Source organism: Microcystis sp. M179S2, from assembly GCF_020245805.1.
Taxonomy (GTDB): Bacteria; Cyanobacteriota; Cyanobacteriia; order Cyanobacteriales; family Microcystaceae; genus Microcystis; species Microcystis aeruginosa.
Map to the genome: position 1 here is coordinate 1 of NZ_JADBUE010000279.1, position 8,468 is coordinate 8,468.

11 protein-coding genes and 1 pseudogene are annotated in these 8,468 nt (G+C 38.8%); 3 read left to right on the forward strand and 9 right to left on the reverse strand.

What is annotated here, in order from left to right; translation table 11 throughout:
* Together IM500_RS16675 and IM500_RS16680 are read left to right on the forward strand one after the other, a co-directional pair.
* A partial coding sequence (locus IM500_RS16675; RefSeq protein WP_287739069.1) for an RNA-guided endonuclease InsQ/TnpB family protein occupies positions 1–930 on the forward strand: 930 nt, incomplete at its 5' end.
* 29 nt (positions 931–959) lie between these two features.
* Entirely contained in the window at positions 960–1,151 is a 192-nt protein-coding gene (locus IM500_RS16680; RefSeq protein ID WP_261779432.1) for an XRE family transcriptional regulator, read from the forward strand.
* On the opposite strand, the pseudogene IM500_RS16685 reads toward IM500_RS16680, so the two are convergent.
* Positions 1,148–1,258 (reverse strand): annotated as a pseudogene (locus IM500_RS16685) (protein translocase subunit SecF); the annotation flags it as partial. The gene IM500_RS16680 and the pseudogene IM500_RS16685 overlap by 4 nt on opposite strands.
* A gap of 111 nt (positions 1,259–1,369) precedes the next feature.
* Between IM500_RS16685 and IM500_RS16690 the strand changes: the two are divergent.
* Positions 1,370–1,741, forward strand: coding sequence for a hypothetical protein (locus IM500_RS16690; RefSeq protein ID WP_147069443.1), 372 nt, complete (start codon positions 1,370–1,372; stop codon positions 1,739–1,741).
* Positions 1,742–2,196: 455 nt separating this feature from the next.
* On the opposite strand, the gene IM500_RS16695 is transcribed toward IM500_RS16690, so the two are convergent.
* The 8 genes from IM500_RS16695 to IM500_RS16730 all read right to left on the reverse strand — a co-directional run bounded on the left by IM500_RS16695 (position 2,197) and on the right by IM500_RS16730 (position 8,379).
* Entirely contained in the window at positions 2,197–2,442 is a 246-nt protein-coding gene (locus IM500_RS16695) for a hypothetical protein (RefSeq protein ID WP_002800710.1), read from the reverse strand.
* Positions 2,443–2,447: 5 nt separating this feature from the next.
* Positions 2,448–2,843: a DUF6883 domain-containing protein gene (locus IM500_RS16700; protein WP_002800711.1), complete on the reverse strand. Its 396-nt coding sequence runs from the start codon at positions 2,841–2,843 to the stop codon at positions 2,448–2,450.
* Positions 2,844–3,390: 547 nt separating this feature from the next.
* Positions 3,391–3,894 carry a hypothetical protein gene (locus tag IM500_RS16705; protein WP_002800714.1) on the reverse strand — a complete coding sequence of 168 codons (504 nt, stop codon included), beginning with the start codon at positions 3,892–3,894 and terminating at the stop codon, positions 3,391–3,393.
* 387 nt (positions 3,895–4,281) lie between these two features.
* Positions 4,282–4,482 (reverse strand): hypothetical protein, encoded by a 201-nt coding sequence (locus tag IM500_RS16710; protein WP_002800716.1) that lies wholly within the window; start codon positions 4,480–4,482, stop codon positions 4,282–4,284.
* The gene (locus tag IM500_RS16715; RefSeq protein ID WP_002800717.1) at positions 4,466–4,741 is read right to left on the reverse strand and encodes a BrnT family toxin; all 276 of its coding nucleotides are present in this window, start codon (positions 4,739–4,741) and stop codon (positions 4,466–4,468) included. The genes IM500_RS16710 and IM500_RS16715 overlap by 17 nt, the downstream gene beginning before the upstream one ends.
* 210 nt (positions 4,742–4,951) lie before the next feature.
* The gene (locus tag IM500_RS16720; protein WP_287739070.1) at positions 4,952–5,479 is read right to left on the reverse strand and encodes a hypothetical protein; all 528 of its coding nucleotides are present in this window, start codon (positions 5,477–5,479) and stop codon (positions 4,952–4,954) included.
* 86 nt (positions 5,480–5,565) lie between these two features.
* Positions 5,566–6,207 carry a hypothetical protein gene (locus IM500_RS16725; protein ID WP_287739072.1) on the reverse strand — a complete coding sequence of 214 codons (642 nt, stop codon included), beginning with the start codon at positions 6,205–6,207 and terminating at the stop codon, positions 5,566–5,568.
* A 162-nt stretch (positions 6,208–6,369) separates the two neighbouring features.
* A complete protein-coding gene (locus IM500_RS16730; protein WP_287739074.1) occupies positions 6,370–8,379 on the reverse strand; it encodes a VWD domain-containing protein in 2,010 nt (669 codons plus the stop codon).
* Between the last annotated feature and the right edge of the window lie 89 nt (positions 8,380–8,468).

Sequence of the window (8,468 nt, forward strand, 5' to 3'; positions counted from 1 at the left end):
AAGGGAGAGAGAAAAGGAAGAAAAGTCAAACCTCCTAAATTTAAGAAGCGTAAATCTAAACAATCAGCAAGATTTACCGATAATGGTTTTACCGTTAACCAACACTGCGTTACTTTAGCGAAAATCGGTGATCTAAGAATAGTTTGGAGTCGTCCATTACCTTCTAAACCTTCTAGCGTCACCGTGATTAAAGATGCGGCGGATCGCTATTTTCTCAGCTTTGTTGTCGAGATTCAGCCCGAAATACTTCCCAATAATGGGGAGTCAGTGGGAATTGATCTAGGGATTGCTACCTTTGCTACCCTCTCAACAGGGGAAAAGATAGACGCACCGAAACCGTTAAAGAAACGATTAAAACGACTAAGAAAAGCACAGAAAAACCTTTCTAGAAAACAGAAAGGAAGTAAACGACGGGAAAAAGCTAGGAAACGAGTAGCTAAAATCCACGCAAAGATTAAAGACACTCGTACTGATTTCTTGCATAAACTATCCACTAGAGTTGTTCGTGAAAATCAAACGATAATTTTAGAGTATTTAAACACATCGGGAATGGTTAAAAATCGCAAGTTATCCCGTGCTATATCAGACTTAGGATGGCGTTCTTTTCGAGATATGCTATCGGCAAAATCTGATAAATATGGGCGTGATTTTCGGATAATTTCCCGATGGGAGCCAACGTCTCAGAGATGTTCCTGTTGTGGGAATATCGGCGGTAAGAAAGCGTTGAATATCCGTGAGTGGGAATGTCTTTTTTGTGGGACTTTCCATGATAGGGATGTAAACGCCGCAATTAATATCAAGGTCGCCGGTGGGCAATCGGAGACTTTAAACGGACGCAGAGGAAAGTGTAAGACTTCTGTTAAAGAAGCATCGTCCCGTGAAGCGTCAACCCATCCGAAGATCGTTCAATTAAGTTTGTTCGATCTGTAGGGAATCACCGTCCGGCCCCGGCGGTGAGGATGTCAACAACCCGCGATGCTCAAGTGCGAACTGGAATTAATCACAGTGAATTTGTCCAGATTCGCCGTGCTAATTTGGGACGCTTTACTATTGACCGTTTGATCTCAATTTTGGGTCGTCTCAATCAACAGGTTGAAATTACTATTACGACCTATCCAAGAACCACTGATTCTTCACCAATGGCATCCTAACTGTAATTGAGTGTGGGTCGATGGGAACGACCGCGCCACCAAGCTAGTAGGGTACTAGCGATAAAAATACTCGAATAGGCCCCCGCTACGAAACCAATAATTAAAGCTGTTGACAGCGATCGATGTGGTATAAACTTGATATGTCCTTCGGAAGTTTAAGGAGAAATTATGGAACCTCGTGAAAGACTCCCTCAGATTGTTATATTATAGTCGTTGCCGTGATCCAGCTTATCTTTTCTCTGTTTGGTGTCATAGCAGGTTTACTTCTAATGTTTGGTGGATCGATCCTTGGTGGACTGTTGGCTGGAAATACTTCAGACGCGGCCATATTGTCATTTATCGGATTTTTACTCGCTTTACTACTTTCTTCGCTTAGCATTGTCCAATTTGCCTCCAGTATTGGTTTATTCTCAATTCAGAAGTGGGCTTGGTATGGCACGGTAGTTACTCAAGCAATCGGCTTGCTTTTAAATGTTATTTGGATCTTCACGGGTAATCTCCCGGCTATTTTTGGAGTAGCGATCGGGATTGCCATTCTTTGGGTCATGCTTCAATTTGATACTCGGCGTGTTTTTGGATTAAGGATATGACCTAGTGAAAAGCTTTGAGAATTCTAATAAGGAAGCAATTAACAGATTTTGGGATTTAGGTAGTTTCATGGTTTTGTCCTCTGAGAAAAGTTAATTAAAATGGCACATTTTTGTTGGTAGCTTAGTAGTTGATTTGACGTTAAAAAAAGTGGTTTTTCGTTACTTGGTATGGTTCGATCAGGGGGCAGAAATCGGCTAAATCCTTATCTGGCAAGAGACTTAATTGATTAGCTCGTTCTAGATTGAAAACAATTGGCAAAAATCGAAGCAATGTCTTTCTATATAAGGGTTTCACCCCTTATAACTCCCGTCCATTGCATAACACAAACCGAAGAACCAAAAAAGTAACTGTTGGTTGTGTTGGGTTTCGTTCCTCAACCCAACCTATACGCTAACCTACTATAATGTTACCGATCGACACTATATGAATTATGCACAATGATCAACCCCAGAATCTAGACGGCAGCCGTTTGGCTAATGGGATTGATGACGATAAATTGTTCGGGATAGAGAATAACATTTTCATAATTATAACCCGTTACTGAACTATCATCAGGAATCCCTAAATCAACGGCGTAACCTTCAGGATTTTCATAGCATTCAATAATACTACCTTCTGTTCCTTTGGGAATAAGACGCTCACCAAAATCAGCACTAATATCTACTAATGTTACAATTCCATCATACAGTTTTGCTTTCATGGTATTTACCCATTGTTTTGATTAATTTTCAGCCAGTTTGTTATTAATCTAGGAATTTGTTTGTTTTTGTCAATTTGCCATTTTGTGACTAATGTTCCTTGAAGGTAATTAATCCCTATTATGGGTATTGTAACCGTAAATCGAATTCCATATTCACTAGGTTCATCTAAGGTAGCTGGATTATTTTCTAAGTGTAGTCTGATTTGATTGATAATTGACTGAGCCGCTATTTGACGACCTTGAGAACTTTCTATATTATATCCAAGAATCATAAATGCTTGCCATTTTCCTTGATTGTTAGTATTGAATGGATTCATAGAGTATTCAGTGAATTTACGAGGATCGATCTCAGCTTGTTTTGCCATTGGTAATGGATTCCCCGATTGCCAATTTTGCTCCATGCTTATATCGTTTACCAAAGTGAATAGTAATGTCCATAATCAAGTTTTGTTTTGTTGTCAATACTCTGTTAATATATCTAATACTAAATCCGTTGAGTACAGGCTAGTTATGAGGAGAGGCAAAAGGCAAGAGGCAAAAGGCAAGGGGAATAAATAATCAGTTTTTAATAACCGGATTTAGTATAACCTATCAGCGATCGCATGATCATTATCAAATAGGCGATCAGATTTATTCTGTTAAATATTCTAAGAAAGATTGGCTATTTTTGTCCGCTCACTGGGCTGTAATTGTTGAATGACAGAAATGAGTTGTTCTAGGGTGATAGGTATTGTTATCATGGATTTCATGTCTCTTAGTTGAATAAAAACAGTCTGTAATCTCATTATATCAAGTATGATGAGGATCTTGGTCATGCGAAACTAGACGTTAATTTCAATAGGCAGTAATTGTTGGGTTTCGTACCTTAGCTAAAGCTACACGCCTAGACTTATTATATGCTAAAACTTACTGAATACCGCTATATTTTCATAGGCAGATTGAAACCCTTCAAGGTAATAGTCCGGGTGTCCCAGCAGGAACACACTTATTTAATTTTGTCGTTCCATCAGATTGAATGTAGTAATCTTCACCCCAATCTGATGGATATACACCAAAAGAAACTATAGCGGTATTACCACAATTAGCAACAATTTTATCCGTCCAACTTTTCATTAAAATTTTAGATTCCATAATATTAATAATTATGCTCTCTATTTTTGGGTCAGATCTAGTGGTCACACTCCAATCCACTGAACTTAATGCAATATTCAATACATCAGTTCTATTCGTTGGATTTCCCGTTCTATAACTATTAGCTGTTCCTTTATAAATACTAAACTTAACCCTTCTAACTCCCTTTGAGCGAATTTCTTCAAGGACTTTATTGACAGTAGCTTGACAGCCTAGCTTTGGTTCTGATTGTGCTTTAACCGAAGGATAGGAACCAGCAAAAAGCGTTGACAATCCTAATAAGGAAGCAATTAAGAGATTTTGGGAGTTAAGTCGTTTCATGGTTTTGTCCTCTGAGAAAACTTAATTAAATTGAAACATTTTTGTTAGTAAGCTAAGACGCATTTAAAGCACTTATTCTTAAGATTAGCCGAATCTCCCCCAATCCCTTTACTGTTGCCTCTTGCCTCTTGCCTCTTGCCTCGTCTCAACAAGCAATTTAAATGCTTAACAGCTTAGTTGAATTGACGTTAAAAAAGTAACCGTTGGTTGTGTTGGGTTTCGTTCCTTAACCCAACCTACACGCCTAGGAACTGTAGGGGCGCAAGGAACCTGCGCCCAGAATGTAACCTCTCTCAATTTATCAAGTCGGGTGAGTCAGCCTCACTTATTTGAATACCGCGATTATGATGTTTTTGAGATAGTTAAAGACTGTTCAATTACTTGAGGTTAACTATTTTGAATTAGGCGTAATAACAAACGTAATCCTTCATTAACGGCTGCTGAATCAGGAAAAATAGTAGCAACGTCGGGGTCTATTTCGACGGTTAAAGTAGTTCTTTTTCGCCCTTGACCTCTTGCTATGACTGGAAGTTTAGTAAAGTCATATTCGGGGCGTAAATCATCATCTAGATCACAGGTCTGATTCATAAGCTTTACGTTCTTGGGTGGTAGCTAAACGGGCACTAATTAAGCGTGTGGTTTCCGTGCGGTCAGTATAAGAAACAACTAGCAATCGTCCTTTGGCTGATTCTCCCATTATAATAAAACGTCGCTCCCCAAGAGAGTGTTCTGGATCGGCAAAGGTTAAAAATAAGGGATCATAGAACACGGATTTAGCTTCATCGAAAGAAACACCATGTTTGGCCAAGTTCCTTTTGGCTTTCTCCTCGTCCCAATCGAATAACATGGGTTACATTTATATGGGTTGGCTGAAAATTATAGCAGAATTTCTGGCTCTCCCGTACTTGTGGTGATAAGAAAAGGTTATCTAAGATAGGGCGTATACCATACGGCGCGACAGAAAACGAATTTGCCCTACTGTAGGGGCGCAAGGAACCTGCACCCAGAATGTAACATACACTAACATTTTACCCCATAATGTCGGGAGAGCCGATTTTCATAGGCAGACTGAAACCCTCCAAGGAAGAGGACTAGGAGCATTTTCTGGTTTAACACACTTATTTAATTTTGTCGTTCCATCAGATTGAATGTAGTAATCTTCACCCCAATCTGATTGATCATTACCAAAACCAACTATCGCTGTATTGCTACAATTAACAACAATTCTATCTGCCCAACTTTTCAATAAACTTTTAGAACCCATGATATTATCAATAATGGATTGACTTCGAGAATCAACAGTAGGTTTTTTAGTGAAATCCCAAGCACTTAAAATTATATGTAACTCGTCTGTTCTGTTAGTTGGATTACCCGTGTTATTTTCATTGGCTCTTTCCTCATAAAGCTTAAACCAAGTCCTTCTAACTCCCTTAGAACGAATTTCTTGAAGAACTTTATTGACAGTAGCTTGACAGCCTAGCTTTGGTTCTGATTGTGCTTTAACCAAAGGATAGGAACCATCAAAAAACGTTGACAATCCTAATAAGGAAGCAATTAACAGATTTTGGGAGTTAGGTAGTTTCATGGTTTTGTCCTCTGAGAAAACTTAATTAAAATGAAACATTTTTGTTGGCAGTTGGATTGACGTTTAAGTGCTTTCATTATCTCGAATTACTTTTTGAGTTGACAAGTAGATTGACACTTGCCTAAAAAGCGACCTTTTGTATCTATAACTTCAATGGGATTAGCTAAATCTTGGCCAGCTTGGCGGAAGTGGAGAATTTGCAACCCAGTTTTACGAGGCTCCACGACGAAAATATATTTATTGTTTACCCATCTGATTTGTCTTAATTTATACTTAATTAATCTAACTTCGTTGTGTGAGTCTGGTTTGCCATACGCATTTGTTTCGGCGAATCTATCCCAGCATCTGCCTATACCTAAACCTACATTTTTATCGCGCCTTCTTATATACTCAATTCCCGAAAAGAGTTCCATGTCCTTTCCTCCGCTAGCACCGTAATAAGAACTAAAAAAAAGAATGTCTGCGCTCCAATAATCATTATCATTATTAAATAAATTAGAAATGTTACCAAAATAAGTGTTAATTCTATAGCTTAAGTATTCGTCTTGTTTGATGAATTTGGTATATTCTTCTCTACTTGGTCTAACAAAAGTATCAGAATTAAAGCAAACTTCAAAAGGGATATTTTTTACTGATTGTGCTTTAACCAAAGGATAGGAACCAGCGAAAAGCGTTGACAATCCTAATAAGGAAGCAATTAACAGATTTTGGGAGTTAGGTAGTTTCATGATTTTGTCCTCTGAGAAAACTTAATTAAAATGAAATATTTTTGTTGGCAGTTGAATTGACGTTAAAAAAGTAATCGTTGGTTATGTTGGGTTTCGCACATTAAGCCAACCTACACGCCTAGACTTATTATATGCTAAAACTTACTGAATACCGCTATATTTTCATAGGCAGACTGAAACCCCCCAAGGACGAGGACTAGGAGCATTTTCTGGTTTAACACACTTATTTAATTTTGTCGTTCCATCAGATTGAATGTAGTAATCTTTTAACCAATCTGATGGATATACACCAAAAGAAACTATAGCGGTATTACCACAATTAGCAACAATTTTATCCGTCCAACTTTTCATTAAAATTTTAGAACCCATAATATTATTAATTATGCTCTCTATTTTTGGATCAGATCTAGTGATCATACTCCAATCCACTGAACTGAGTGTAATCTGCAATACATCAGTTCTATTTGTTGGATTTCCCGTTCTACCTTCATTGGCTACTCCTTTATAAATTTCATACTTAACCCATCTAACTCCCTTTGAACGAATTTCTTGAAGAATTTTATCAACAGTAGCTTGACATCCTGGCTTTGGTGAAGTACCTGACTGGCTTTCAGGAACTGTTGGCTTTGTTGTTTGGCAAGCAGGAAAACGGCCAAGATCGCAGTAAATAGCTCCTGTTGGCTTTGTTGTTGGTGTAACATTTGCTGTCACCTTAACCTCCGACTGAACATAAGCAGAAACATTAGCAAAAGAGCGATCGCCTGTCACCAACACATCAAACATACAGGATTCCAACATAGCAGAAGCAGTCACCCCCGCGCTACGACAAACCCTTTCCGCTTCTTGTTTTTGTTGCGTCGTAAAATCCGCTAAAGTCAAGACTTTTTTCGGGAAATTCAAATTCGTAAAAGTCGCTGTGGTTTCCCCGACCTCATAAGCAAATAAAGACTCTGGCTGAGGAATACGCCAACTATTGCCATACTCCTTATACAACTGATCGTAATTAGGATTAATACCGACAACCTTTCCTTGGCGAGTTTTCATATCATCGTTTGGGTTATTATTGTAGTTTCCCAACAAACCATACATCTTTGAGAGGCGAGATTTGGGGACTGTCACCTTAATCGTTAAGACCGAACTTCCTGACACTTCTACCCATTCCCCGGTGGGGGCGATGATTCTATATTCACCCCCATTTTTATCTACCCTTGCACCACTTTCAAGCACAATGGGAAGACTAGCCTCATTAACATTGCGAGCATTAACTTTGAGCTTTCCTTGATAAATTCCGATTCGTTCCCCACCCGCTTTGATAGCTACTGCTGAGGGTAAAGAAGCATTATCTCCCACCCCTTTAAAACGACCTTGTACTTCAAAATCTCCTCGTTCAGATTTCGCCAGAATAAACTCGCCTACCGCTTGAAAACTATTGCGTAAGCCATCAAAGGTGACAACATGAGGGTCTCCATAAATAACGCCTGTATTTCCGTCCGGTTTACGGGGAATATCGGGGGTGGGTTCTGGTTTCGGTTCTTCTTGGGGTGGTGGACAACCTTCTTTAATTTTATCAGCGCCAGCAAAAGTTGCTGACCATTTCCAAGGGTTTAACCAACGTTCTCCTAATCCAAAACTTTCCCAGGTTATTCCCGCTATTTTAGAAATAGGTTGAGAAATTCCACTAACTCCACTAATTTTCTTTAAATCCAAAAATACAGGACCACGAGGTGCGCTAGGACAACCTATATCTAGCAGTAATTTCGTAGTACAATTTTTGGGATTTCCCCATGTACCTGGATACAGCAACCAACTTTTATCACCTAAGTCTTCAATTTTCTCAACTCCGACACGGGGTAAATATTCCACTACTTCTCTTGATTTAGGGTCGGAAGATGAAATTAAAGATAAATTATCATGGAGGTTGTATATCTTCCCCCCTCGATGTTTTTCTTCACAACGAGGATCAATAGATGTGGGAATCGTAAATTTAGTACAGATACTTAATTCACTAATGTCCGACTTAGGATAACTCGCATGACCACCCAAACCGACAAAAACATTAGGTTGAGCAAGAATATCATTGCGGCTACCTAAGTTAGTTGAAAATAGAATATTGTTATCCTTAACTAATTCTGCTGAGAGGGGGACAAGCGAGCTAGAAGGTAGATAGGGCAAGCGATATCGCTCTTTGTCCTTTGATGTAATCCTTCAACCGATAGCGGCTAATTTGCATTAACTCTTCTATATTTTTTTGGAACATTTGA